General features: G+C 66.6%; 25 protein-coding genes. 10 read left to right on the forward strand and 15 right to left on the reverse strand.

Annotated elements, in window-relative coordinates:
• Positions 1-29: 29 nt before the first annotated feature.
• Positions 30-413, forward strand: coding sequence for a hypothetical protein (locus ACFVIV_RS11825; RefSeq protein ID WP_379195254.1), 384 nt, complete (start codon positions 30-32; stop codon positions 411-413).
• Here the strand turns inward: ACFVIV_RS11825 and ACFVIV_RS11830 are convergent, their stop codons facing one another.
• Positions 414-1,310 (reverse strand): alpha/beta fold hydrolase, encoded by an 897-nt coding sequence (locus ACFVIV_RS11830; RefSeq protein ID WP_379195256.1) that lies wholly within the window; start codon positions 1,308-1,310, stop codon positions 414-416.
• 250 nt (positions 1,311-1,560) lie between these two features.
• Here ACFVIV_RS11830 and ACFVIV_RS11835 point away from each other — a divergent pair, with 250 nt between their 5' ends.
• Both ACFVIV_RS11835 and ACFVIV_RS11840 read left to right on the forward strand, forming a co-directional pair.
• Positions 1,561-3,063 carry an FGGY-family carbohydrate kinase gene (locus tag ACFVIV_RS11835; RefSeq protein WP_379195258.1) on the forward strand — a complete coding sequence of 501 codons (1,503 nt, stop codon included), beginning with the start codon at positions 1,561-1,563 and terminating at the stop codon, positions 3,061-3,063.
• Positions 3,064-3,091: 28 nt separating this feature from the next.
• Positions 3,092-5,044, forward strand: coding sequence for an aconitate hydratase (locus tag ACFVIV_RS11840; RefSeq protein ID WP_379195260.1), 1,953 nt, complete (start codon positions 3,092-3,094; stop codon positions 5,042-5,044).
• Between the two features lie 12 nt (positions 5,045-5,056).
• Here the strand turns inward: ACFVIV_RS11840 and ACFVIV_RS11845 are convergent, their stop codons facing one another.
• The 3 genes from ACFVIV_RS11845 to ACFVIV_RS11855 form a co-directional block, all read right to left on the reverse strand.
• Entirely contained in the window at positions 5,057-5,611 is a 555-nt protein-coding gene (locus ACFVIV_RS11845; protein WP_379195262.1) for an OsmC family protein, read from the reverse strand.
• A gap of 78 nt (positions 5,612-5,689) precedes the next feature.
• A complete protein-coding gene (locus ACFVIV_RS11850) occupies positions 5,690-6,298 on the reverse strand; it encodes an NAD(P)-dependent oxidoreductase (RefSeq protein ID WP_379195264.1) in 609 nt (202 codons plus the stop codon).
• Positions 6,299-6,314: 16 nt separating this feature from the next.
• The gene (locus tag ACFVIV_RS11855) at positions 6,315-7,265 is read right to left on the reverse strand and encodes an MBL fold metallo-hydrolase (RefSeq protein ID WP_379195266.1); all 951 of its coding nucleotides are present in this window, start codon (positions 7,263-7,265) and stop codon (positions 6,315-6,317) included.
• Positions 7,266-7,371: 106 nt separating this feature from the next.
• On the opposite strand from ACFVIV_RS11855, the gene ACFVIV_RS11860 reads away from it, so the two are divergent.
• Positions 7,372-7,842, forward strand: a complete 471-nt coding sequence (locus tag ACFVIV_RS11860; protein ID WP_379195268.1) for a MarR family winged helix-turn-helix transcriptional regulator — start codon at positions 7,372-7,374, stop codon at positions 7,840-7,842.
• Positions 7,843-7,891: 49 nt separating this feature from the next.
• Here ACFVIV_RS11860 and ACFVIV_RS11865 read toward each other — a convergent pair whose 3' ends face one another.
• From ACFVIV_RS11865 to ACFVIV_RS11875, 3 genes are all read right to left on the reverse strand, one after another.
• Positions 7,892-8,449: a type 1 glutamine amidotransferase domain-containing protein gene (locus ACFVIV_RS11865; protein ID WP_379195270.1), complete on the reverse strand. Its 558-nt coding sequence runs from the start codon at positions 8,447-8,449 to the stop codon at positions 7,892-7,894.
• Positions 8,450-8,628: 179 nt separating this feature from the next.
• The gene (locus tag ACFVIV_RS11870) at positions 8,629-8,961 is read right to left on the reverse strand and encodes a hypothetical protein (protein ID WP_379195272.1); all 333 of its coding nucleotides are present in this window, start codon (positions 8,959-8,961) and stop codon (positions 8,629-8,631) included.
• 128 nt (positions 8,962-9,089) lie between these two features.
• Positions 9,090-9,917, reverse strand: a complete 828-nt coding sequence (locus tag ACFVIV_RS11875) for a helix-turn-helix domain-containing protein (protein WP_379195274.1) — start codon at positions 9,915-9,917, stop codon at positions 9,090-9,092.
• 66 nt (positions 9,918-9,983) lie between these two features.
• Between ACFVIV_RS11875 and ACFVIV_RS11880 the strand changes: the two genes are divergently transcribed.
• Together ACFVIV_RS11880 and ACFVIV_RS11885 are read left to right on the forward strand one after the other, a co-directional pair.
• A complete protein-coding gene (locus tag ACFVIV_RS11880) occupies positions 9,984-12,233 on the forward strand; it encodes a molybdopterin-dependent oxidoreductase (protein ID WP_379195276.1) in 2,250 nt (749 codons plus the stop codon).
• The gene (locus ACFVIV_RS11885) at positions 12,230-12,745 is read left to right on the forward strand and encodes a winged helix-turn-helix transcriptional regulator (RefSeq protein WP_379195278.1); all 516 of its coding nucleotides are present in this window, start codon (positions 12,230-12,232) and stop codon (positions 12,743-12,745) included. Before ACFVIV_RS11880 ends, ACFVIV_RS11885 begins: the two co-directional genes overlap by 4 nt.
• Here ACFVIV_RS11885 and ACFVIV_RS11890 read toward each other — a convergent pair.
• Positions 12,733-13,392 carry a DUF3592 domain-containing protein gene (locus ACFVIV_RS11890; protein WP_379195280.1) on the reverse strand — a complete coding sequence of 220 codons (660 nt, stop codon included), beginning with the start codon at positions 13,390-13,392 and terminating at the stop codon, positions 12,733-12,735. The genes ACFVIV_RS11885 and ACFVIV_RS11890 overlap by 13 nt on opposite strands.
• A 293-nt stretch (positions 13,393-13,685) precedes the next feature.
• On the opposite strand from ACFVIV_RS11890, the gene ACFVIV_RS11895 reads away from it, so the two are divergent.
• Positions 13,686-14,504 (forward strand): maleylpyruvate isomerase family mycothiol-dependent enzyme, encoded by an 819-nt coding sequence (locus tag ACFVIV_RS11895; protein WP_379195282.1) that lies wholly within the window; start codon positions 13,686-13,688, stop codon positions 14,502-14,504.
• A gap of 222 nt (positions 14,505-14,726) precedes the next feature.
• Here ACFVIV_RS11895 and ACFVIV_RS11900 read toward each other — a convergent pair whose 3' ends face one another.
• The 3 genes from ACFVIV_RS11900 to ACFVIV_RS11910 all read right to left on the reverse strand — a co-directional run bounded on the left by ACFVIV_RS11900 (position 14,727) and on the right by ACFVIV_RS11910 (position 16,748).
• Positions 14,727-15,356: a malonate decarboxylase holo-ACP synthase gene (locus ACFVIV_RS11900; protein ID WP_379195284.1), complete on the reverse strand. Its 630-nt coding sequence runs from the start codon at positions 15,354-15,356 to the stop codon at positions 14,727-14,729.
• Positions 15,357-15,756: 400 nt separating this feature from the next.
• A complete protein-coding gene (locus ACFVIV_RS11905; RefSeq protein WP_379195286.1) occupies positions 15,757-16,560 on the reverse strand; it encodes a YoaK family protein in 804 nt (267 codons plus the stop codon).
• The gene (locus ACFVIV_RS11910; RefSeq protein ID WP_379195288.1) at positions 16,521-16,748 is read right to left on the reverse strand and encodes a hypothetical protein; all 228 of its coding nucleotides are present in this window, start codon (positions 16,746-16,748) and stop codon (positions 16,521-16,523) included. The genes ACFVIV_RS11905 and ACFVIV_RS11910 overlap by 40 nt, the downstream gene beginning before the upstream one ends.
• Positions 16,749-16,878: 130 nt before the next feature.
• On the opposite strand from ACFVIV_RS11910, the gene ACFVIV_RS11915 reads away from it, so the two are divergent.
• Positions 16,879-17,202 (forward strand): DMT family transporter, encoded by a 324-nt coding sequence (locus ACFVIV_RS11915; protein WP_379195289.1) that lies wholly within the window; start codon positions 16,879-16,881, stop codon positions 17,200-17,202.
• Positions 17,203-17,280: 78 nt separating this feature from the next.
• Here ACFVIV_RS11915 and ACFVIV_RS11920 read toward each other — a convergent pair whose 3' ends face one another.
• Entirely contained in the window at positions 17,281-18,180 is a 900-nt protein-coding gene (locus ACFVIV_RS11920; protein WP_379195291.1) for an NAD(P)-dependent oxidoreductase, read from the reverse strand.
• Complete coding sequence (locus tag ACFVIV_RS11925) at positions 18,180-19,145, reverse strand: aldo/keto reductase (RefSeq protein ID WP_379195292.1); 966 nt, start codon at positions 19,143-19,145, stop codon at positions 18,180-18,182. Before ACFVIV_RS11925 ends, ACFVIV_RS11920 begins: the two co-directional genes overlap by 1 nt.
• A 207-nt stretch (positions 19,146-19,352) precedes the next feature.
• Here ACFVIV_RS11925 and ACFVIV_RS11930 point away from each other — a divergent pair, with 207 nt between their 5' ends.
• Positions 19,353-20,987, forward strand: a complete 1,635-nt coding sequence (locus ACFVIV_RS11930) for a flavin monoamine oxidase family protein (protein WP_379195294.1) — start codon at positions 19,353-19,355, stop codon at positions 20,985-20,987.
• A gap of 100 nt (positions 20,988-21,087) precedes the next feature.
• On the opposite strand, the gene ACFVIV_RS11935 is transcribed toward ACFVIV_RS11930, so the two are convergent.
• Both ACFVIV_RS11935 and ACFVIV_RS11940 read right to left on the reverse strand, forming a co-directional pair.
• On the reverse strand, positions 21,088-21,825 hold the full coding sequence (locus ACFVIV_RS11935) for a YoaK family protein (protein WP_379195296.1): 738 nt from the start codon (positions 21,823-21,825) through the stop codon (positions 21,088-21,090).
• A 371-nt stretch (positions 21,826-22,196) separates the two neighbouring features.
• Positions 22,197-22,787 carry a TetR/AcrR family transcriptional regulator gene (locus ACFVIV_RS11940; protein WP_379195297.1) on the reverse strand — a complete coding sequence of 197 codons (591 nt, stop codon included), beginning with the start codon at positions 22,785-22,787 and terminating at the stop codon, positions 22,197-22,199.
• Between the two features lie 147 nt (positions 22,788-22,934).
• Here ACFVIV_RS11940 and ACFVIV_RS11945 point away from each other — a divergent pair, with 147 nt between their 5' ends.
• Positions 22,935-24,422: an amidase gene (locus tag ACFVIV_RS11945; protein WP_379195299.1), complete on the forward strand. Its 1,488-nt coding sequence runs from the start codon at positions 22,935-22,937 to the stop codon at positions 24,420-24,422.
• Positions 24,423-24,440: the final 18 nt, after the last annotated feature.

Genomic DNA, 24,440 nt, shown 5'->3' on the forward strand with positions numbered 1-24,440 from the left:
CGCCGACTTCGTCCCCAGGAGCAGATGCGATGGCAACCAACGGCCCGTTCGGGATCGATCCGGAAGAATTCGAACGAGCCCTGCGCGAGGCGGGCATCGAGGTCCGCGACCTGATCGCCAAGGCCGGCGAATACATCGACCGCACCAGCGCCAACCCCCTCGGCTCCCTGTTCTCCCAATTCATCCAGCCCGAACGCACCCGCCCCCCGAAATCCGAAGGCGAGACCACCGGCGAAACCGGCAGCGGCGTCTGGGCCATCTACACCCTCGACGACACCGGCGCCGCCCGCGTCGACCAGGTCTTCCCCACCGAACTCGAAGCCCTGCGCGCCCACCGCGACAACACCGACGAACGCCGCCGCGTCCGCTTCCTCCCCTACGGCGTCCCCGCCAGCGTGCTGGACGCGACCTGATCAGCGCGAGGCCGATTCCGGGCCGCCGTCGGCAATCGAGTCCAGAATCGCCGCCGCGTGGTCGACGAACAGGAGATGACCCGTGCCCGGGATGATGTCGAGCCGGCGGTTCGGCAGGGCGTCGGCGAGCCGGCGGGCATCGGCCACCGGAACGTTCGCGTCGTCGTCGCCGTGCCAGATGTGAACCGGCACAGTGATGTCGGCGGGATCGAAGCCCCAGGGGCGGCCGAAGAGGGCCTGCATGTCCGCTGCCACGCCCCGGCTGCCCTGAGCGAAGGCCATGTGGACATTGTCGGCGATCTTGCCGAGCAGTTCTTCATCGTCGGCGATTCGGGCGCGATCGGTCGGCGACATTCGCGCGATGAGCGCCATGAGGCCGCGCGGCTTCCGGGTCACCGCGGCCATACGGGCCGACACCGGCCGGGCCAGGAATGGGAAGCGCCGCAATATCATCAGGCCGCCCGCGGGTTTGCTGCCATCGACATTCGCATCGCCGCTGCGCTCATCGAACGGGGCGGGCGAACTCACCAGGACAGCACTGCTGACGCGGTCGGGGATGCGCCGGGCGCAAGCCATCGCATAGGGGCCGCCGCCGGAAGCGCCCAGCACCGCGAAACGATCCAGCCCGAACCCATCGGCCACCTCGGCCACGGTGTCGGCCCAGTCGATGACCCGCCGGCGCGTTGCCATGCCCGACAGCCCGATACCGGGCCGATCGATGGCGATGAGCCGCACACCCGCCGCCACCGCCGCGGCCTCGGCGAAGGCGGCAGCCTCGACATGCGAGCCCGGAGCGCCGTGAAAAGCCAGCACCGGATGCCCTTCCCAATCCCCGCACTCCGTACCACCCACCACCGCACCCCGCAGTGTCATCGTCCATTGCGCCGCAGAATTCACGACCGCAGGATACGAGCAGGCGCGCGGGCGACGCGTCGGAATGCGGTCGAAGTCGCAGTCGCGCTGTCCATCTGACCCGCGCTGCCCGGCCGGATGATCGGATGGCGCGCGTCGGCGTCCGGCCGGTCCACCCGCCACACCCGGTACTCCCGCCGACCGGGGGCGCCGGGGTGCGATAGGTTCCGGATTGCTGAAGGTCGGCGGCATTCCGGGTGTTTCGCCGTGGCGGTGCCGGTTCACGGGAGGTGCGATGAGTGGTGCGGGCTGGTCGATTCTCGGTATCGACGTCGGGACGACAGCGGTCAAGGTGGCGCTGTTCGGCGCGGACGGGCAGCCGGTTCGCACCGTCGCCACCGGGCACGAGATGACGCGGCGGCACCCGAGCTGGGCCGAACAGGATCCGCGGGAGTGGTGGGCGGGCTGCCTGCGGGGGATCGAGGAGATCTCGGCGGATGGCGCGGTGGGGACGGTGCGGGCGGTCGGGGTCACCAGTCAGGTCAATACGCATGTGTTCGTCGACGCGCGGTTGCGGCCGTTGCTGCCGGCGATCACGTGGCAGGACCAGCGGTGTGCGGAGATCGCCCGGGAGTTGAATCGTGAGGTCGCGGCCGAGCACAGGGCCGAGATCTGGGGGCGTTCTTACGATTTCGATGCTTCGGGGTTGATTCCGCGGGTGGTGTGGGTGGCGCGGAACGCGCCGGAGGTCTGGCGGGAGACGCGGTGGGTGCTGAGTCCGAAGGACTACATCAATGCGCTGCTCACCGGGGTGGTCGCCAGCGATGGCATGTCCTCGATCGGGCTCGTGGACGCGAGCGGCGAGCGTTATCTCCAGGGTGCGGTCGAGCTCGTCGACGGACTGGGCGAGCGACTGCCGCCGCTGCGTCACGCCACCGATCCGCTGGGTCCGGTCACCGATTCCGCATCGAGCCGGCTCGGTGCGGCCGTCGCGGTCGTCGGCACCATGGATGCGCTGAGTGAGATGTACGCGTGCGGTCTCACCGTTCCGGGGCGGGGGATGATCTCTTGTGGCACTTCGCTTGTCGTCGCCGGTGCGGCCGAGGTGTCGGTGCCGACGGCGGGCATCGTGACGTTTCCGCCGTCGGCGGGTGTGATCATCCACGCCGGGCCGACGCAAGCGGGCGGTGACGCCTTGCGGTGGTGGAGCCGGGCTTCCGGATCGAGGGTTGCGCGGGTGCTCGCCGATGCCGCAGCCGCGGCGCCGGGCGCCTCCGGTGTGGTGTTCACGCCGCATCTCATGGGTGAGCGTGCGCCGCTGTGGGATTCGGCGGTGCGCGGGAGTTTTCTCGGGCTCAGTACGGCCACCACCGGCGCCGATCTGGGCAGGGCCGTGCTGGAGGGTGTCGCCATGTCCGGCAGGCAGGTGCTGGAGGCCGTCGAGTCGGCGTGCGGAAAACCCTTGGAATCGATCACCTTTTCCGGCGGCGGCTCCAAGAGCGAACTGTGGGCGCAGATCTTCGCCGACGTGCTGGGGCGACCCGTGCAGCGGCTGGCGACGCGCGACTACAGCGCCGTGCTCGGCGCGGCGCTGCTGGGCAGTATCGGCGCCGGAATCCATGCCGATCTCGCCACCGCGACCGCCGGGACCACGACGATCGACCGCGTCTTCGGCCCCGACACCGGCACTACCGCGCTGCTGGACCCATTGTTCGAGGTGTACCGGGATTCCTACCGCCAGCTGCGCGAGGCGCATTCGAAGCTGGAAACCTGGCGGTCCCGGACGCCGGGTGTTTGAACTGGCTTTACGCGGCTAAGTCACGCTCATGGGGTACAACGTCGCCCAGAAACTGATCAGTGATCACCTCGTGACCGGCCGGATGGTCGCCGGGGAGGAGATCGGGCTGCGGATCGACCAGACGCTCACCCAGGACGCCACCGGAACCCTGGTCATGCAGGAGGTGGAGGCGCTGGGTCTGCAACGGACGCAGGTCCCGGTGAGCGTGCAGTACGTGGACCACAATCTGCTGCAAGCCGATGAGCGCAATGCCGAGGACCACGAGTACCTGCGCACCGCCTGCCGCCGCTACGGCATCTGGTTCTCCAAGGCCGGCAATGGGGTGTCGCATCCGACTCATATGCAGCGCTTCGGAATTCCCGGCGCGACCCTGGCGGGTTCGGATTCCCACACCTGCGCGGCCGGATCGCTGGGCATGCTGGCGATCGGCGTCGGCGGCCTGGAAGTCGCGCTGGCCATGGCGGGCCGGCCGTTGCGGCTGCGCATGCCGGAGATCTGGGGTGTGCGGCTGACGGGGCGGTTGCGGCCGTGGGTGTCGGCCAAGGACGTCATTCTGGAGATGCTGCGCCGGCACGGCGTGAAGGGCGGCGTGCATCGCATCATCGAGTATCACGGTCCCGGCCTGGCCACGCTCAGTGCGATGGACCGGCACGTGATCGCCAATATGGGCGCCGAACTCGGCGCCACCACAACGGTTTTCCCCGCCGACGACGCGGTCCGCGAGTTCCTCCGCGCCGAGCAGCGCCCGCACGATTTCCGCGAACTGCCGGCCGACGACGACGCGGACTACGACCACACCGAGGAGATCGACCTCGACGAGGTCGAACCGCTCATCGCCCGCCCCTCCTCACCCGGAAACGTCGTCCCCGTCAAGGAAGTCGCCGGGGAACCGGTCAGCCAGGTGGTGATCGGCTCCTCCGCCAATCCCGGCTATCGCGACTACGCCATCGCCGCCGAACTGGTCCGCGGACGGCAGACCAGCGATGCGGTCGGCTTCGACGTGAACCCCAGTTCCCGCCAGATCTTCGCCGATCTCACCAAGGCGGGCATCATCTTCGATCTGATCGCGGCCGGCGCCCGGATTCACCAGACCGGATGTCTCGGCTGCATCGGCATGGGCCAGGCCCCCGCGGTCGGCCGCAACTCCCTGCGCACCTTCCCCCGCAACTTCCCCGGCCGATCCGGAACCCGGGAGGATTCGGTCTGGCTGTGCTCGCCCGAGACCGCCGCGGCCTCGGCACTGACGGGCGAGATCACCGACCCCCGCGAATTGGCCTCCCGCTGGGGCATTTCCGAGGCGCACCCCCGGATCCCGGAACGATCCAGCGTCAACACCGACATGCTCGCGCCTCCGCTGCCGGAAGACCGAGCGGCGCAGGCGGAGGTCACCCGCGGCCCCAACATCACCGGCCTCCCGGACTTCGATCCCCTTCCCGAAACCATCACCGGCCCAGTTCTTCTCGTGCTCGGCGACAACATATCCACCGATGAGATCTCCCCCGCCGGCGCCCGCGCTCTGCCCTTCCGATCGAATCTGGCCAAGCTGGCGGACTTCACCTTCGACCGCATCGACCCGGACTATCCGAACCGAGCCGCCCAGGTCCCCGGCCACACCCACCTGGTCGTCGCAGGCGACAACTACGGACAGGGCTCGTCCCGCGAACACGCCGCCATCACACCGCGTTTCCTCGGCTTGCGCGTGGTCCTGGCCCGCTCGTTCGCCCGCATCCACTGGCAGAACCTCGCCAATTTCGGCATCGTGCCCCTCGAATTCACCGATCCCGACGACTACACCCGCATCGAGGCCGGGGACGAACTCACCGTGCCCGACATCCGAACCCAGCTCGGCAATGACGGAAAGATAGCGGTACACAACACCACTCGCGATCAGCAGTACCAGATGACGCACAGACTCTCCCGCAACCAAGTCGACGCGGTCCTCGCCGGCGGCGTGATCCCCTGGGTGAAGTCCACCGGCTGACCGGCAGATCATTCAGCCGCGCCGCCATACCGTCTCGACCGCAACGGGATTCACCAGAGTGTCGCGAACGACCGAGCGTTGTTGCAGGACCTCGATGAGCTCGTCGAGTTCGGCGTCGGTGGATTCCGGGGCGTCGAGGCTCACCTGGACGCGGATGACCCCGATACCGGGACGAGCGGCCGGGTCGACGGCCAGGAAACCGGCCAGATCCAGGTCGGCCTCCAGGTCCAAGTGCACCCCGTGCAGGGTGATCCCACGCAGCGCGGCATTGCTCGCCAGCGTGACCGTGTAGCATCCGGCCAGCGCCTGGAGCACGTATTCGACCGGGGAGACCGCGGTGTCGGTGCCGAGCACCTCGGCGGGTTCGTCGGCGGTCAGGGTGAAACGCCCGGCGCGCCCGGCGTCGAGCACGCCCCCGTGGGTGAGCGCGCCGACCCGGGAGCGCAACCGGAACCCGCCGTCCCAGTCGCCGTCCACACGAAAGGTGAAGCGACCCTTGACGGGTTCACGGCGCACCGCGTCGGCGGTGGCGCGCAGGGCATCGGGATCGATATCGGTAACGGTCATCGGCGAGCTCCTTCGATCAGCCGGAACCGCGGCAGCGCGGTCCGGTGGGTGGTCAGGTCGTAGAACACCGAGGCGGGATCAGCCTCGGCGGCGGCCCACAGGCGGCTGCGCCCGGCTGCGGAGATGGGCAGCAGCTCCGCGCAGCCCGGCTTCGGCGGCCATCACCACCACATTGGTAATGAGCTTGTAGGCCACGCCGGAGCCGAGCGGTCCGACCCGCACCACCTCACCGAATTCGGCCAGGATCGGCTCGGCTGCCGCGACCGCGTCGTCACCGCCGCCGAGCAGCACCGTGAGCCCGGCCTCGGCCGCGTAGCGGACGCCGCCGACCAGGGTGGCGTCGAGCAGCCGCGTGCCCTCCGGCATGGCCGCCGAGATCAGTTGCAGCACCGCGGGTGTGGTGGTCGACAGCATTGCCAGCACCACGCCCGGCCGCAGGCCGGACAGGATTCCGGCCGGCCCGAGATGCGCGGCCGGAATGTCGGCGGACATGACCGCGCTGATCACCAGGTCGGCCCCGCGCGCCGCGTCGGCGGGATCGGCCGACTCGATCGCACCCTGTGCGACCGCGCCGGCCGTCCGCTCCGGCAGCAGATCGCAGACCCGGACGGTGTGCCCGGCCCGCAGCAGGTGCGGGACCATGCGCGAACCCATATCGCCCAGCCCGACGAAACCGACTGTCGCCATGGACTTCTCCGTTCCGTCAGGCCGACAGGGCTTCCTGGTAGGCGCAGGGGATATTGATGTCGAAGTGCAGCCAGTCGAACAGCGGGTAGCCGACGTCGAATTCGGTCATGGGGACGGCCTTCTTGGTCTCCTCCAGGCTCAGTCCCTCCGATACCGCCTTGTGCACCCGCTGCACCAGTTGCTCGGTGTATTCGACGAAGAACCGCATGCCCTCCTTGCCGATGACGCGGCCGTGGCCCGGCACGATCCTGGTGCCGTCGGGCAGCCAGTCGAAGATCTTGCGCAGCGTGCGCGCGGGCCGCTCCGCGACTCCGTCGAGCAGCCAAGGGATGGCGGGCTTTTCGGAGATGAACGCATTGCCCGCGTAGATCACCCCGGCCTGCGGATCGTGATACCACAGATCGCCCGGCGTCTGACCCTGCCCGAGATCGAGCACGTCGACGAACTTGCCGCCGCCGAGATTCACGGTGAGCTTGCCGTCCGGCGGCACCAGCAGATCCGCCGGCCGGTACCGCACCTCCTCGATGCCCTTGCCCAGATCGAACCAGCCGATCTGGGCCTGCTTGCGCGGCTCGATACCGGTCCGCTCGATCGCACGAAACGCGTTCTCGTGCTGGATGATCCGGGCATGCTCCGGCATCACATAGTTGCCAAAGAAGTGATCGCCGTGATCGGAGGTGACACCCACGAACCGAATCGGCTTATCGGACACCGCGGCCACCAGCTCCAGCACCTGCCCGGCCAGCCCGGCCGTCATCATCGACTCGATCACGAACACCGCGTCGGCCCCGACGATGAACCCGCCCGAGGTCGCCTGCGGAATCCCCGCCGCCGTCTGCTCCTCGGCGGTATCGGCCACCACCGCATACGCCCCGGATCCGAGATCCTGCGAAATCAACCGCACCGTGTCGGCGTCCCAGATCGGCACCGGCCACGGCACATTCCTGTCGACTGTGTAACCGTCCATCGAACTCGTCCTCTCCAGCAGAAGGGAGCAAGCTTGCAGTTATCTGACTAGTCAGACACTGACTGTATAGATACTGACTGGTGTCGACAAGTGATAGTGTCCACACATGGACGCATCCGACCCGCTCAGCGACCCTAAAATCACCCTCATGGGCCTGTTCGCGGAGGCATACACCGAGGTGATGCGCGAGATCGCCGCCCAGGAACGCGCCCACGATCTCTCGGTAGCCGAATTCGACGTCCTGCTCCGCTTGGGCCGCTCCCCCGGCAGCAAACTCCGCATCACCGACCTGGTCCTGCAAACCGGCCTCACCTCCGGCGGCATGACCCGCCTCATCGACCGGCTCGACAAACGCGGCCTGGTGGAGCGCACCACCGATCCCAGCGATCGCCGCGTGGTGCTGGCCCGGCTCACCCCGGCCGGGGCCGCCAAGAACGCCGCGGTCCTCCCCGGCCACCTCGCGATCATCGACCGCGTGCTCTCCGGCCCGCTCACCGACACCGAGCGCACGGCCCTCGAACACGCCCTGCGCAAGATTCGCGATCACGCCCTGCGCTCCAGGCAGACCCCGAGCTAGGAGACGGCCACGGTGGCGCGATCCCCTTTGGTGAAATCCACCGATCAGCTCACCGGGCGACCACCTCGGTGATGGCCTCGACGAACTGCGGCAGGTCATCCGGCCGCCGGGAGGTGATCAGCGTCCAGCCGTCGTCCGCGGACCGCACCACCGGCTCGTCCACCCAGGTCCCGCCCGCATTGACGAGGTCGACCCGCAGCGATCCGTACGATGTCACGGTCTTGCCCGGCAGGACCCCGGCATCGACGAGCAGCCACGGACCGTGACAGATCGCCGCGATCGGCCTCCCCCGCGCGGCCAGGGCGCGCACCAACTCCCGCGCCGGCTCGTGCACGCGCAGTTTGTCCGCATTCACCGTGCCGCCGGGCACGATCAACAGATCGACCTCGTCCGGGTCGACATCCTCCAGCGCCAGATCGGGCCGCACCGTCGCCTCGGGTTCGAGATCGTGCCGGAAAGTGCGCACGGGTTCGTTCTTCATGGCGGCGAACCCGACCTGGGCGCCGCGCTCGCGCAGCCGATCCCGCGGCACCACCAGTTCATCGTGTTCGACACCGGCGTTCGACGTCGCGATCACCACGCGCACGCCATCGAGTCGGACAGGCATGTGACACCTCCATTCATCGGCTTCTTCCCGCGCCCTACCCGGTTCCGCGCGACCGAAACGATCGCCGAACCCGACGACCGCCGCTGCCGCGGCGGCGACCAACGGCTCCGCCCGGGCGGCGGTGCGGGCGTATCCCCGCACACGGTGCCCCGCCGTCGAGAGGTGAACGGCCATCGGACTCAAGAGCCCTTCTCCACCTCGTCAAGCACACGGGCGTCCCGCATCCCGCCGCCCCGGAAGTGGTCGCGCGCCGATCGCGGAATCCACAAGGCGGCCAGGACGATCAGGGAGATCGCCCATCCGGTGAGCAGCGCGACATGAACCCCGCTCGACGGGAACATCACCCACACCACGAACCGGCCGGCGAATTGGCAGCCCAGCAGGATGGAGATGGTGATCCTGGCCCAGTTGCGGCCGCCCAGCAGCGGGAGGATGAGCGCGGCATACAGTGGCGCGCTGATCAAGTGGTAGATCGTTCCCGGATTCCAGCCGACCGGTGGAACGAGAAGCACGATGACATGGTTGATCGCGTGGATACCGACGCCTGCGGCGGCCACACGGACCGATAACGGCGATCCCGGCATGATGGGCTGTCCTTTCGATTCCGGTCCGAACAGCCGAAACGTTAAGGACCACCGCCCTACCCGGTATTGGACGATTGGGACATCGACAGCAGCCGCCCCGGCGTGGTCGCCGCGAACCGCTGAAAATCCCGGTTGAGATGGGATTGATCGAAATACCCGAGCTCGCTCGCGATCCGGCTCAGCTCGTGCTCGCCCGAGGTGGTCAGCGCCGCCAGCGCCGCCGAGAACCGCATCAGCGACCCGTACGACTTCGGCGACAATCCGACCTGATCGGTGAACCTCCGGCTGAAATGCCTTCTGCTCCAACCGTACTCATCGGCGAGCGCGGCGACCGGCACCGCACCCCGCGTCCGTCGCAGCCGCCGCACCGCATCGAGGATCTCCCCGTCCCGCTCGGTCGCCTCCACCCGCTCCCGCAGGTACTCCGACACCAGCCGGAATCGCGCATCCCACTCCCCCGTCTCCGCCAGCCGCTGTGCGAGCTGCCGCGCCGAGGGCCCCACCACATCCGCCAGATCAACGGCCCTGTTCCGCAATTCGTGCAACGGCACCCCGAGCACCCGCCGAGCCGTCAGCGGATCCAACTGCACCTGAACGCTGACCATCCGCCCGGAATGCTCCACGGTCCCGCCCCGATCGTGCAACCCCACCACCAGCGGCGTCGGCTCCACCGCCCGCCCATCGAACACCCCGTCCAGCGCGAACACGAGCTTCACCGTCCCCCCGGGAATCTTCCTCCGCCGCACCGGCTCCGGCTCCCGCACATCGAACCCGAAACACCGCACCACCTCGAGCCCCCCGAACACCTCCGGCGCACTGTGCACCACATGCCGCGCCCCTACTTGAAAGGTCCCGCGCAATTCGGCAAGGCGATCAGCACTCACCTCGACCAGGATACGTGTCCGCCGAAGTTAGTAGCGCAAGTGAACTTACTTGCCTACACTGCTGCCATGACGGAGTGGCGGCCCACCGCGTGCATCCTGTGCGAGTGCAATTGCGGCGTTCAAGTACTGGTCGGGGCGGACGGCCGGACGTTCGAGAAGATCCGGGGCGACAAGCTGCATCCGGCGTCGGCGGGCTACACCTGCAACAAGGCGCTGCGGCTCGATCACTATCAGAACGGGCGCACGGGGCGGCTGACCACTCCCCTGCGCCGCCGTCCGGACGGGTCGTTCGAGGAGATCGACTGGGAGACGGCGATTTCCGAGGTGGCCGCGCGGCTGCGGGAGATCGGGGCGCGGTACGGCGGGGAGTCGATCTTCTATTACGGCGGGGGCGGGCAGGGTAATCACCTGGGTGGGGCGTACGCGCCGGCGACCATGGCGGCGTTCGGGATGCGGTATCGGTCCAGTGCGCTGGCGCAGGAGAAGACGGGGGATTTCTGGGTGGGGGCGCGCATGTTCGGGCATCCGGTGCGCGCCGATGTCGAGCACGCCGAGGTGGCGTTCTTCGTCGGGAAGAATCCCTATCAGTCGCACGGGTTTCCGCGGACGCGCACGGTGCTCAAGGAGATCGCCAAGGATCCGGGGCGCGCCATGATCGTGCTGGATCCGGTCCGCACCGAGACCGCCGAACTCGCCGACTTCCATCTCCAGCTGCGGCCGGGCACCGATGTGTACCTGTTGTCGGCCATGGCGGCGATACTGGTGCGCGACAACCTGATCGACGCCGACTGGCTGAGCGCCCACGCGCACGGGCTCGACGAGGTCGTCGCGGTGCTGCGCGAGGTTCCCATCGAAAAGTACTGCGCCATAGCCGATGTGGATATCGAGCTGGTGGCAGCGGCGACCTGGCGGCTGGCCGCGGCGACCTCGGTGGCCGCGCTCGAGGATCTCGGCGTGCAGATGAACCGGTACTCCACGGTGGTCAGCTATGTGGAGAAGCTGGTGTGGCTGCTCACCGGCAATCTGGGCAAACCGGGGACGCAGTACGCGTTCACCGGCATGTCGGCCATCGGGCACGATCGCGGGCATCCGGCGGGCCAGTGGCCGACCAGCCCGGTGGCGGGCGCGCCCATCATCGGCGGGCTGGTGCCGTGCAATGTGATCACCGAGGAGATCCTCACCGATCATCCCGCCCGGTATCGCGCCATGTTCATCGAGAGCAGCAATCCCGTGCACTCCCTGGCCGATTCGGCGCGCATGCGCGAAGCCCTGGAGTCGCTCGAACTGGTGGTGGCCGTCGACGTGGCCATGACCGAGACCACCCGGCTGGCGCACTACATCCTGCCCGCGGCAACACAATTCGAGAAGTACGAGGCGACGTTCTTCAATTTCGACTTTCCCCGCAATATCTTCCATCTCCGGCATCCGGTACTGTCGGCACCGGAGGGGGTGCTGACCGAACCGGAGATCCACGCCCGGCTGGTGGAGGCCGCCGGGACGCTGTCCGAAGACGATTACGCCCCGCTGCGGGCCGCGCTCGCGCAGGGGCGGGACGCCTTCGCCATGGCCTTCCTCGGCATTCTGGCCGACCGGAGCAAGGCGAAACTCGCACCCGTCCTGCTGTATCGGACCCTCGGCCCGACCCTGCCCGGCGGCGCCGCCGCGGCGGCCCTGCTGTGGGCGGCGGCCTACAACTGTGCCCGCAAATTCCCCAAGAGCGTCGAACGCGCCGGATACGGAACCGGTTTGGAAGCCGGTGAACGGCTCTTCGAGGCGATTCTCGCCGGCGAGCACGGCATCGTCATCACCGAGGACGATTACGAGGAGACCTGGAACCGGCTGCGCGACAACACCGTTCAGCTGCATATCCCGGAGCTGCTGCGGGTGATCGCCACCCTGCCCGATCCCGAACCCGAGGCGGATTCCTGGCCGTTCATCCTCTCCGCCGGCGAGCGCCGGGCTTTCACCGCCAATACCATTGTGCGAGACCCGCTGTGGCGCACCCGCGATCGCGGCGGCGCGCTCCGCATGAGCAGCGCCGATGCCGACCGTCTCGGCCTGCGCGCGGGTGATCTCGTCCGGGTGAGCACCCGCCGCGGCAGCGTGCAGGTCCCGGTGGAGCCCACCGACCGCATGCGCCCCGGCCACCTGTCGCTGCCCAATGGCTTCGGCCTGTCGGTGGCCGACGATTCCGGCGCCCCGGTCACCACCGGCGTCGCGCCCAATGAACTCACCGCATTCGACTCCCGCGACGAATGGGTCGGCACCCCGTGGCACAAGTACGTCCCCGCCCGCTTGGATACCGTGGACGCATGAAACGCACGACATTCGCGAACTGGCCGTGCACCGTGGCCCGCACCGTGGACCTCATCGGTGATTGGTGGACGCCGCTGGTGCTGCGCGAAGCCTTCTACGGCGCCAAGCGTTTCGACGAATTCGAGCGCACGCTCGGCCTGAGCCGCAATGTCCTCACCCAGCGCCTGAACCGCCTGGTCGACGAGGGCCTGCTGGAGCGAGTCCCCTACCAGGACCGCCCACCCCGCCACGAATACCGCCTCACCGACCAGGGCCGCGATTTCTTCCCCGTCATCGCCGCCATCATGCGCTGGGGCGACCGCTGGCTCGCCCCCGAAGGCGCGCCCGTCGTCCTGCACCACACCACCTGCGACCACGACACCCACGCCGAAGTCGTCTGCGCCCACTGCCGCGAACCGCTGCACCACGCCGACGTCACCGCCCGCCTGGGACCGGGATTCCCGCAGCGACATCGCCGGTCCGCACTGGAAACAGGCCGCTTCGAGGGCGGCAGCGTCGCTCAGAGGAGCTGATTGCGGCGCGGATCGGCGGGGTCGTAGAGCACCCGCACGTGATCCCGAGCGGCGAGGTACGGCCCCGGATGCTGTTCGAAGGCCTCACTTTTCGCCGTGAAGGGTTGCCCGGTGACCGGGTCGACGCAGCTCGCTTCGAGCGAGTAGCTCAGTATCTTGTCCGATTTACTCCCGCGCGCACCCTCCTTCACGCGGACCGACCGCACGGGTACATGCAATTCGCGACCGTGGTCGGCGAGCCAGGCCGTCAGTCGACGCCGGCGGCGCGCCGCGAAGAGTCCGCACACCCCGGCAAGAATGATCAGGCCCCCGAACCCGCCGATGAACACGGTCCCGCTGTAGGTTTCGTGAAAATCCGCCACCCGCGCATCATTGGGATCGTCCGGATCGTAGGCGACCGCCACGATATCTCCCCGCCAGTACTGGTGCAGAACACTCCACGAAGTGATATCGGCCAGATACTCCCGCCCGTCAGCAGCCGTGAACCGCACCACCCCGCCTTCACCATCGCGGTCCCCCGACACCACCACCGTCCCGTCGGTGCGTGTCTTACCCGCCAACTGCGAGTTGTTCCACACCCCCAACCCCACGCCGAGCAGCACGATCACCACCCCCACACCGAGCGCGAACAACGAATTACGTTTCACCGGAAGAGCCCTGGGAACCGAACCGACGCGGTCCCCGAATCCCCCCGACCCAGGCTGTGTCTTCTCCACACCGGAGTTATCGCGCGTACCGCCTCGAACGCAGCAGTAGCCCTCGGACGCCGGTCAGCCGTTGCCCGCAGACACCATCGAGTACGCGGCGTCGTTCGGCATTCGACCGAATCCGTGCGGAGCCGCGTGTCCCTGCTTATGGGCGTTCGACGGGGGCGGTCGGGTGGGGGCCAGGGCTGGAATTGGCTCGCGCACGCGACCTGGTCAAGGGTTGACTGGCCATCATGATCCCCGTCGATACCCGGCCGCTGTTCCCGCAGGAACGGCAGGCCCTGCTGGAGTTGCTCGCGACGCTGGACACCGAGCAGTGGGCCAAGCCCACCGTGTGCCCGGGCTGGGCGGTACGAGACGTGACGGCGCACATCCTCAACGACTACGTGCGCAGGATCTCCGGCAACCGAGACCGATACGCCGGTGCCGCCTTCACCGCCGGTGAGTCGCTGCCCGCCTACCTGACCCGGGTGAACGAGGAATTCGTACAGGCGATGCGGCAATGCAGCCCGCAGACCATGATCGACCTGCTGGCGCACCTGGGTCCACAGCTCGACCAAGTATGGGCGGCAACCGATCTGAGTGGACCCGCACATCTGGATGTGTCGTGGGCCGGTCCCGGCGCGAGCCCGGCCTGGCTGGACATCGCCCGCGAGTACACCGAATTCTGGGTGCACCAGCAGCAGATCCGCGACGCGGTAGCCCGGCCCGGGGCCGACAGCGTGGCCTTGATGCACCCGGTCCTCGTCACCTTCCTGCACGCGCTGCCGTACGCGCTGCGCGACCACGCCCGCCCGGCGGGCACCGCGATCACAGTGGAGATCACCGGCCCCGCCGGAGGACGATGGAACGTCGTGAACAACGGTGCCGCTTGGATTCTCACCGCCGCACCCGCCGACGACATGGTCGCGACTCTACGCACGAATCAGGACACGCTGTGGCGCTTGGCCAGTCGCGGCATCACCGTCGATCAAGCCAGGCACCGGACGGAACTCCGGGGCGACCGCGTCCTCACCGACGCCGCGACCACACTGCTGGCCGTGGTCGCATGATCTACACGGCATGATCCACGACCGCGGATACCGCGCGCGACCGGCGGGCACTCGGCGGTCGGCCCGCAGCGGCTCGTGCACGCCCATCGCCCGCTCCCCGCATCGGCGGCGTGCTGGTGCGGTGATCACCGCCCGGCACGGCAGATCCTGTCGAGATCAGCGGGTACGTACCGCGAAAACTGTTGCGGGCATGTCCCATATCGCAATCCCTGGAGCGGGCTATCAGCCCCCTAGCCGTACCAGACAGGGCCCCGAGGCTGTACGCAGCAGAATGCGCGCACCGAGATTGTGTTCATGCCGAACAGACAGCTCACCCAGAGCGATTGCCCCTATCGGAAGCTCTATCAGACAGTCGATGCGCACGGGATTACCGTGCAGCCTTCGCAATTCGGCGCCGAGCATGCGCAGTTCGTCGCGCGGCGGCAAGCGGTCGAATCGGATCGCAAGATCGAGATCACTGTCGGCTGTCACCGTCGGCTCGCCGGTTACGATTTGGTAGCCGATGCCGCCGGTCGGGCCCCAGCACCAACCCGTCTCGTCGAGAATCCGGCGCACCGCGCGCAGTGTGCGTACCGCGGGCAGGTCCGGCAATTCGTCCCCGCGGTCGGCCAGCTCTTCCGGCGAGACCACCGTTGTGTAGTCGGCGGTGCCGATATCCAGTGCGAACCGCTGCCAGCGGGCGTTCCCGCGGATGACGACTGGACAGCGGCCGGCCTTCGCCTCGCGGCGGTGGACCACGGCCCACGGTGCGCGCTTCAAAGAATCGGCAACCCAAGACGGAGCCTCGACACTCCGCAAAACTTCCGGAAGATTCAATCGCACCAGATCGTGAGGACGCGGATCGATCGTCATCTTCGGTTTCCTATCGCTCGATGGCCATTTTCATCCTCATCAGGTTGTTCAACCCGGTCCGTTGTGCCGGCGGGCGCCTGCAACGTACGCACAAGATCGATACGCCACACCAACATATTCTGCATTATCGAATCATCATGATTCATCAATGAATCAGACTTACAAGGCCATGATTGCTAGAAACCGCAGCTCAATCAGTAGCGGCTCCGACATGATGATCTATTAATGCAACAAATATCACGTCGCAACCGAGCGCGAGAGACGCCTACCACTGCCTCGCAGTTGACATCTCCGGTGAGGATTTGAATGGCGGTGTTGCTGAGCAGTGCTGCACCGAGCCCCGCAACAATGCCGAGGTTGCTCGGCCCCCTGCGAAGACCCGATGGGGCGCTCTCGTTGCCTATCGAGGCTGGCGATCGGCCTCGCGATCCATGGAGCGATGCCCGAAACGTCCGTCGAAGACGAACAGGCTCAGGGCGGCCAGCAGGGTGACGGCGGGAATCCAGATGGCGCGGCTACCCAGCAACAGGCAGAATGCGCCGCCGAGTACGGCACCGACCAGAAAGCTCACCGTAATGGCGGTGAAGTTGATCGCCTTGGCCGTGGCCTCCCGGTCGCGAATGACGAGACGGCCAAAGATGCCGCTGGTCATGGCCATGAGATTGCCCGTCACCATAGTCGTGGTGTACAGCCAGCCGCGCAGCGTGCGGAACGTCGCAATTTGTACCGCCGCAACGAAAGCGATCAGCACAACGACTACGTCACGTGCTAACACCCCGGGCAGCAAACCCACCGCAATGAGCACCGCAACCTCGAGCAGCAACGCCGCCCGGGCAGGACAGCGGACCAGCGCGGCGACTCGCCGGCAGCGCAGCGTTTCCACCAGCACAACACCGGCGATGAACGCCAGAATCGGAAACAGGTGACGCAAAGCTTGCGCATAGTTCCCGTGCACCGCCTCGACACCGAGCAGCACAACATTGCCGCTCTGCGCATTGGCGAAGACTCCGCCGCAGGTGAGATAGGTGTACGCATCCAGGAACCCGCCGACGATCGCCAGCAGTGCACCGATTTCGAGAGTCTCCGCCGTCGAGCGAGCGGAGGGCGCATCGATGCCCTCGATTCGCTCCGGAGCGGGCGCCGATACAGAGACCTGCCCGCTTGTCATGCCCGCCGCCCTTCCAGCTCCGGCGCGATCGACCACCACAGGCGGATACGGGTGCACCGGCGCTGCTCGATCGACCGCACGCGCCGGAGCCCCGACCCGCGCCACACCACATCCAGTGCTCGGCCGGCACCCAGTCGGCCTACATCAACTTTCGTGAGGATTTCATCAAATCCCGACATGCCAGACTTCTCCAGTTCCCGGCAATCAGCTGTCAGCAGGTTCACAACGTGCACCTTCGCTCTTCCTTCACGGACCTCGAAACTACTGGATCATTTGCTCAACTATCGCGATGTGAGATAGTCTGACATATGTTCAGATAGTTTGCCCAGGCTTCATAGAAGGGAGCTATGACACATGCAGTGGTTGCTGTTGCTCGGTGCGATCCTGGCGGAAGTGGTCGCGACCGTATGCCTGAAGCTGTCTGACGGCTTCTCGAAGGTGGTGCCGACAGTGCTGGTGGCGGCCGGATATATCACCGCCTTCACGCTACTGACCCAGGTGTTGAAGCGCGGAATGCCGCTCGGGATGGTTTACGGCATCTGGGCCGCCAGCGGTGTGGCTCTGGTCGCCTTGGTGAGCGCGGTCATCTTCCACGAGCCGCTGAGCTGGGTGCAGATCATCGGACTCGTTGCTGTCATCATCGGCGTGCTGGCGCTGGAGATGGGAGGCGCCCACTAGGCGCGGCAGTGACAGTCGACGCGCGGTCGGCTCGAGGTCGCCGGCAATTCGTCCCATCGATGCCGCATGTGAACGTGGTCATGGCCTTGGCGTCGGCAGCCGGTTCCCGATCGGCGTTCGCTCTCGCAGCGCAGTGTATAGAGCCGCGATGTCACGGCGTGAATAACCTTGTTCTGCAGCGCGCTCCAATGCGTTCTCGACGGCAGTAGCGGTGTCGGCGGTGACACCGTGGCATCGGGCCACGTCCTGGGCGAGAAGGATGTCCTTGATCATGGAACGGATGTCGAACCAGGGCTCGTCGGGCAGGTCGAGCATGAGCGGCGCCCGCCTCCACAGCGCCACGGAGCCGATCGCGCTGTCGACCAAGACATTTGCAGCCAGGGCCGGCTCGACGCCCGCTTGCTCGGCCAGCACGAGCCCCTCACTGAAAGCCAGCATCTGAGCGGCCAGGTTGAGGTTGATCGCCAGTTTCAGGGTCACCGCCTGAGCCTGGGTGCCGAGCGGCACGACCCGACGAGCAAGCTGCCCCAGCAGCGGTTGCACGGCAGCGACCGTGTCCGGCGGACCACCGGCCATGATGACCAGGGTGCCGTCGGCCGCGGCAGTGATGGTGCCGGCGACCGGAGCGCTCACCATCCTCCCGCCCCTCTCTGCGACCCACTCCCCGATTTCGGTAGCGGTGTCCGGGCCGATTGTGCTCAGGTCGACAACGATTCCACCCGGCCGGAGACCCGCCAGGATTCCATCCGGGCCGCACACGATCGCAGTCAACGCCGGGCCGTCGGTGACCATCGTGAAGATGACCCGTGCTGCCTCGGCGACCTGTCTGGGCGAATCACACCAGATCAATCCGTCTCGGATGAGCCCCTCGGCTTTGACCGCACTGCGATTCCAGCCATGGACGCGGTGAGAGCCGAGCAGGCGCCCGGCCATGCGGCCGCCCATCGCTCCCAACCCCACAAAACCGACGTCGGCCACTAGGAACTCCGGCCCTGATCGATGTCGGCAAGGTCCTGCGCGGTGAGCCGCAGGCTCGCGGCGGCGATGATGGGGTCGATCTGGTCGGGGCGCCGAAATCCGGTGATGGCACCGTCGACGGCGGGATTGGCCAACGTCCATGCGACCGCGACGGCACCTGGCGCGACGCCGTACCGATCCGCGACCATTCGCAGCCGCTGTGCGGTCTCGAGATGGCGGGACAGCTCCGGTTCGGTGAATCGCCGGTCGCGCGAGCGCCAGTCGTTGCCGGGCAGTTGCGCGGCCCGATCCCGGGTCATGGCGCCGGTCAGCAACCCCGAACCCATCGGGGAGTACACGATGACGCCGATCTCGGATTCTTCGGCATACGGCAGGATCTCCTCGTCTACATCGCGATCGACCAGCGAGTACGGCGGCTGCAGCGTCTCGACCGGTGCGATCGCGGCAATCCGACGCAACTGCTGCACATCGAAGTTGGATACCCCGATGTGCTCGACCATGCGCTGCTCCTTCAGCTCCGCCAGCGCCGCCCAACCTTCCTCGATGTCCGAATCCGGATCGGGCCAATGAATCTGGTACAGGTCGATCGAATCCACCCCGAGCCGCTCGAGACTGGCCTCCGCCTCCCGCAATACCGAATCCCGCCGCAGACTGTGCCGCACCCGCCCTGTTCCGTCATCGAGCAGTGAGCACTTGGTGAAGACGTACGGCCGCGTTGCGCTGCCCCGCAGGGCGGCACCGACCACCCGTTCCGAACGTCCGAACCCGTAAGCCGCCGCGGTGTCGATCCAGTTGATGCCGAGGTCCAGCGCGTGCTGAATCGTGGCGACCGACTCCTCGTCCTGTTGAGGCCCCCAACCGAACTCCCATTCACCCCCGCCGATGGCCCAGGCCCCGAACCCGACCCGCGTGATCTCCATCCCGGTCGAACCCAGTTCCACCGTGTCCAGCGTCTCGCTTCTCATGACTCCTCCTGAACGCCGATCATACAAAACTAAACCTACAGTTTCGTAACTGTTCCGAGGATGGCTGTATTCCCTTACAGCAAGTGGCCAGTATCTCAAGGTAGGAAGGCTAGAGAACGGCGGAGTACAGCCCGGTGGAACCACACCCCAAAGGCCAATCCATAGTTTCCAAATCGGGCAGCAAGGCCTCGGCGGCTTCGCCCCGCCATGCTCGGACCTGACACGGGAAGCAGACGCCGAACCGTGTCGCCACAACAGCGGAAGCAACAGGAACGGCAGAACGGCCGCCTTCTACCTTGCCCCAGTAAGAGTCTAGAGTGTTGCATAATTGAATCACACTCGGCGCTTCGGCACCGCCTCGGCCACCCCGATGCGGAGGCGAAGCGATTGCACGCCCCAGCAGAAGGGCGAGTGACGAGCCGGGTCGAGGATCGGAATTCGGATGCGTCCGAGTTCCGATCGAATCGGACACCCGCCTGGCAGCGGGCTCGGTGGGGATTGACTGGAAGGCATGTGGTGCGCGGAAATCGCAGTGTGGACGTAGTAGTAGTCGGTGCCGGCTTCGCGGGTCTCGCCGCAGCGGCGCGGCTGGTCACCACCGGGAGAAGTGTGGTGGTCCTCGAAGCCCGTGATCGAGTCGGCGGTCGGGTGCTGACCCGCTTGCTGTCCGACGGGACACAGCTGGACCTGGGCGGACAGTGGGTGGGACCGACACAATACGAAGTTCAGGCCCTGATCGAAAAGCATGACGTTCAGACGTACCCGACGCCGCAACACGGCGCCGCGTTCATGGAATACGAGGGCACCCGTGCGCCGGACATGCCCTCGTCGGTTTTGGCATTGCGCGCCGAACTGGACAAACTTGCTCGCGAGCTCTCGCCGGCAGAGCCATGGAGCCATCCGCGAGCGCACGAATGGGATGGGCAGACACTGGCATCGTGGCTGTCGACGCGAACCGACGATCCAGCCGTCGCCCGCACGGTCGGCCGGACAACAGCCGGCATGCTGCTGGCGGCGGATGCCACCGAGGTGTCGCTGCTGGAGATGCTGTTCTACATCGCCAGCGCAGATGGTCTGGACATATTGCTCGGCATCGAGGGTGGCGCGCAATCACATCGGATAATCGGTGGACCGCAGGTGCTGGCCGAGCGCATGGCCGCTGACCTTCCCGGAGGGACTGTTCACCTGTCGGCGCCGGTGCGGCGCATTGATCATTCGAGCCGGGGTGCGCAAGTACATACCGATGAGTTCACCGTCGACACCGGGCACGTGATCGTCGCCGTTCCGCCGGTACTGGCCGGTCGGATCGAGTACCGACCAGCGCTGCCGCCACAGCGCGATGGATTGACGCAGCGGATGGCGGCGGGCTACGCGCTCAAAATGCACGCCGTCTATCCCGAGCCGTTCTGGCGAGACTCCGGCCTGTCGGGAATCACCAACTGCAGCAACGGCATTCTCACCGAAACGGTCGACAACACACCACCTGGCGCCGCGCGTGCCGTGCTCACCGCCTTCGCCTACGGTGGCGACGCACATCGACTTCGCGAGCTGGACCCGGGACAGCGACGGGCCGCCGTCCTCAACCGGCTCGGCGAGCTGTTCGGCGAAAAAGCGTGCGAAGCAGAGGATTTCATCGAACTGGATTGGAGCGCCGAACCCTGGACCAGAGGCTGTTTCTCCGGCCACCTGGCACCCGGTGGCTGGACCGCCTACGGTCCCGCACTGCGCGCGCCGATCGATGTTCTGCACTGGGCGGGAACTGAAACCGCCACTCGCTGGAACGGATACTTCGACGGCGCCATTCAATCCGGATACCGAGCCGCCGACGAGATAGCCGGATAGCACAACGTTATAGCGGCGCCCGGGTATGACTCCCGATGCGCCGAGCCGGCGTCTTCCGCCGGGCCCGACCGCTATCGGCCCGGCGGATAGACCTCGCGACCTACGACAACCGCGGACGAGGCCGGTCATCGATGACGAACAAGACCAACGTCGCAATCAGGATAACGATCGGAACCCAGATGGCATGACCGCCCAGCACCAGGCAGGACACGCCACCGAGCAGAGCACCGAGCAAGAAACTCATGGTGATCAGGGTGAAACTAGCGGCCTTGGTCGTCGCCTGACGATCACGCGCCACCACGCGCTGAAACCAACCGGCGGTCAGGGACATCAGGTTGCCTGTCGCCATCGTCGAGGTATAGGACCAGCCGCGCAGTGTCTTGAATGCCGAAATCTGCACGGAAGCGACGAATGCAATCAGTACAACGACCACACCGCTGGGTAGTGAACGCCACAGCAGTCCCACGATGACCAGCGCCGAGATCTCGAGTATCAGTGCGACGCGTGCGGGCCATCGCACCAATGCCGCGACCCGCGGACGGCGCAGCGCCTCCACGAACAAGACACCTGCGATAAACGCCACGATAGGGAACAGATGGCGAAGCGCCTGCCTGAAGTGCCCCTGCGCCGCCTCCAGGCCGAGCAGGACGACATTGCCGCTCTGCGCATTTGCGAAAACTCCGCCGCACGTCAGAAATGTATAGGCATCCAGGAATCCCCCGACAATCGCCAGCAGCACACCGATTTCGACGGTCTCCGCAGTAGGGAGCAGGGCCGCTGCGCCGATGGAGCGCCCCTCTACGTCCCCTGCCGCAGTCGATCGCTTGTCAATCGTCATACCCGGCTTCCTTCGCGTTCAGGCACGACCGACGACAATCGCCAACGCGCCCGCCGATACCGCCGCGCGCCCGAGGATCGAATTCACAGGAGTCACGACGGGTCACGCCTCGCTGGTCGATGGTCAGGGGGTACTTTGCGGCCGCATCACCCGAGCAGCGCGAAGCGCCCACACGTGCGGACATAGTCGAAGCGGCCGACCTCGTGTTGCGATACTAATGCACTCTATTGCATTTTTGCAAAATCATGCCTCTCGCAGTTCCCCGTCGCGACGCAACTCACACGCATGCACTCGCGTATCGGATGTTCGAGGCAAGGCTTCGCATCCAGAAGCAGTCCCACAGCGCCGCTTCGCGAGTCCCCAGGGCGCGGTCAGATCAGCGGTCGGCGCGTTCGAATTCTGTCGATCACATCGTCGACGAAGGCTTCGATGCGCTGCGGCGGCCACGCCCCGGGCTCCTCTGTCGCCGCGGCATTGATGCCGTAGGTGAGCGTGACCAGCAGTTCGGCACTGTCGCGACCGCCGCCCAATTGATCGGCCAGAACGGCAACCTGCTCGCGAAACCAGCGAATGTGACCGCGAATGTGACCGCGCGCGTTCGGCGCCTGTTCACCCCAGGGACCGCAGATATCGCTCAGCCAGATCCGTGCGACCCCGCGGCCCTCCTCGTCCACGGGGCAGTTCTCGAGCAGCAGCGCCCGGAGCATGTCGATGGGACTCTCCTCACCGCCCACGGACACTTGCCGAAAACGCTCTTCCCATTCGGCGATTCGGGTGGACATCGCATAGTCGAGCATTTCGCTTCGAGTGGGGAAGGATTCGGTGACCAGCGTCGACGATCCACCAAGCTCCTTGCCGATCCTGCGGAAGGTGACCGCGGGAACCCCCTCCGCGGCGGCGACTTTCCACACCGCATCGACGATGTCGCGGCGCCGCTGTTCTTGGGACACCACTCTCGGCATTACTCCTCCTTCGACCGCGCTGATCGCCGCCGAGCATAACAAGCGTTGCACAACGTGTGGTCTGTTATGTAACGTGCGTTGTGTAACGCAGGTTGTATATCACACGGGTAGGGCGGTAGCCCCCTGGAGGAAGGTGACATCCACACGATGAACAGCAACCGAGCAACCAAGCCCTACAGCATCGCGGCCGATAGTCGAGGCTCCCTGACAGTGCAGGACTACGGCCGAATGGACATGACCGAACTGCGCGCGGCGATCCGATCCGGCGCGGTGACCGCCGATGCTGTCGTAAGCGTCGCCCGACAGGCACTCGAACAGGTGAACCAGCATCTCGATGCCCTGGCGATGCCGCCCTTCGAATCGGCTCTCGAAAGCAACGCCGACGGGCCACTCGCCGGTGTGCCGCTCGTGATCAAAGACACCGGACCGTTCGCGCGGGAGGTGCCGTTCACGGCGGGCACCCGCGTGCGGTTCGATCCGCCGGGAGTGGACCACGACTTGATGAGCCGTTTCCGGGCCGCCGGCCTGGTGACACTGGGCCAGAGCACCATGCCGGAGATGGGATTCAGCATGGCCACCGAAAACCCGTGGAATGGGCCGACGCGCAATCCGTGGATGCTGGATCGCGGAGTGGGCGGTTCGAGTGGCGGCGCCGCCGCTCTCGTCGCAGCGGGCGCCGTGCCGGTTGCACACGGCAGCGACGGAGCCGGATCCGTGCGTATACCCGCATCGTGCTGCGGGGTGGTCGGGCTCAAACCGAGCCGCGGGCGGACGCCCAACGGTCCACTGTCCGGCGAACCCGCGTTCGGTCTACTCGCCGAGTCCGCGCTGACGCGCACGGTCCGGGACACCGCGCATATTCTCGACGCAATCGCCGCGCCACCCAGCGGTGATAAGTTCGCGCTGCCACGGCCGGTGCGGCCCTACGCCCAGACGATGAGCATTCCTCCCGGCCGACTGAAGGTCGCCATCAGTACAGATGCATGGTCGGGAGTGCCGGTCGATCCGCAGGTCGTTGCAGTGACCCTCGAAGTGGGAAGGTGCCTGGAGGAACTAGGGCACGTAATGGAATCGGATCGGCCCACAGTCGATTCGGACTCGATAATCGAAGCCGGAACCCTGGCGATGATCGCGGGTGGCGCCGAATTGCGTACCTTCATCACCGAGAACCCGACGAAACTCCCCGACAGAGGCCTCAGAATTCTTCAGGCGATGTCCCAACAGATCTTGACGGAGACCGAGAGGTCCACGGCGATGAACATCGCGGCGGCGCTGCACGCCCAGGATCAGGTGACCCGACCGATCGGCCTGTTCCTCGACCGCTACGACCTGCTCGTGACCCCGACCTTCGGGCAGCTCCCGCTCCCCCACGGCGTGCTGGACTACGACAGTCCCGGCTACACCATGAGGACGTGGCTGGAACGACTCTTCGAGATGGGCCCGTTTACAGCCGCCTTCAATATCTCCGGCCACCCTGCGATCAGCCTCCCGGTCGGGCAGAGCCGGGAGGGGCTGCCGATCGGGGTTCAACTCGTCGCTGACCGCGGGCGGGAGGACCTGCTGCTGCAAGTGGCGGCTCAATTGGAGGAAGCGATGCCTTGGCGGGATCGTCGACCCCTGATCTATGCCGGGTGACGTATTCGACCAATCGTC

Source organism: Nocardia sp. NPDC127526 (assembly GCF_042672265.1).
In the GTDB taxonomy this organism is placed as follows: domain Bacteria; phylum Actinomycetota; class Actinomycetes; order Mycobacteriales; family Mycobacteriaceae; genus Nocardia.